The organism is Synechococcus sp. R3-13 (genome assembly GCF_047462195.1).
Classification (GTDB): Bacteria; Cyanobacteriota; Cyanobacteriia; order Thermostichales; family Thermostichaceae; genus Thermostichus.
In genome coordinates, this window is record NZ_JANSIO010000242.1 from 1 (window position 1) to 783 (window position 783).

Consider the following 783-nt stretch of genomic DNA (forward strand, 5'->3'; position numbering starts at 1 on the left):
CCCCGCTCTGATGTGCGCTACTTTGTCAGCACCGCCAGCTCTGCCTGGCTAGACACGCGGCTGGGGATTTACGAGCCCCTGCAAGAGCTGCACCGCGTGCAGGAGCGGCTGAGGGTGTGGGTTAGTCGAGGTTGTCTTGAGGTGATAGCGGCGGATTTGCTGGACTTGCCGCGGCTGGAGCTGTACGTGGAAGAGGGGTTTGGGGATCCCTGTGGTCTGCTGCAGCAGAAGGGAGTGCCCGAGCGAATTCACGAGGTGAGAGGGGAGCCAGCCAGTCGGCCTAGTTTTGATGCTGTGGTGTGCACAGCTGAGGACTTGCAGCGGCTGGGGCGGCCTGTGAGGGCTAACTTTGCTTTTGTCTTGGCAGAGGACCACCAACTTCTTTTGGCCAATGCCAGTAAGTTAATGGAAGCAGTGTTGACTGGCTTTGACTTTGGCAAACTCAGGTTTTCGGTAAGGCTCTACCCAGACACCGTTTTTTACGAGAGGACGTATCTTAACTTTCCTGTGTTTCTGTCTAGTCAGGTGCAGACGGTTATCGACATCGGAGCTGGGGTAGGCCTTGGTAGCGTTTGTTTTCGGGGTTTCTGCCCTGAGGCGGCCATTCATTGTTTTGAGACGAACCCTTTGGCCTTGCACCTGCTGCATCAGAATGCTCTTGGCCTGGGCAACTGCTTTGTGCATCCGGTGGGGCTGGCGGGGCAGAATAGCTGCAGAACTTGTCGGCTCTGGCCGGAGGATCCTCAAGCGAAGTGGGGAGTGGAGCAGCTGCTCCCTTTCCGG

1 pseudogene is annotated in these 783 nt (G+C 57.3%); it reads left to right on the forward strand.

The window, feature by feature from the left end:
* Positions 1-783: pseudogene (locus NW856_RS07530) on the forward strand (glycosyl transferase family 1); the annotation flags it as partial.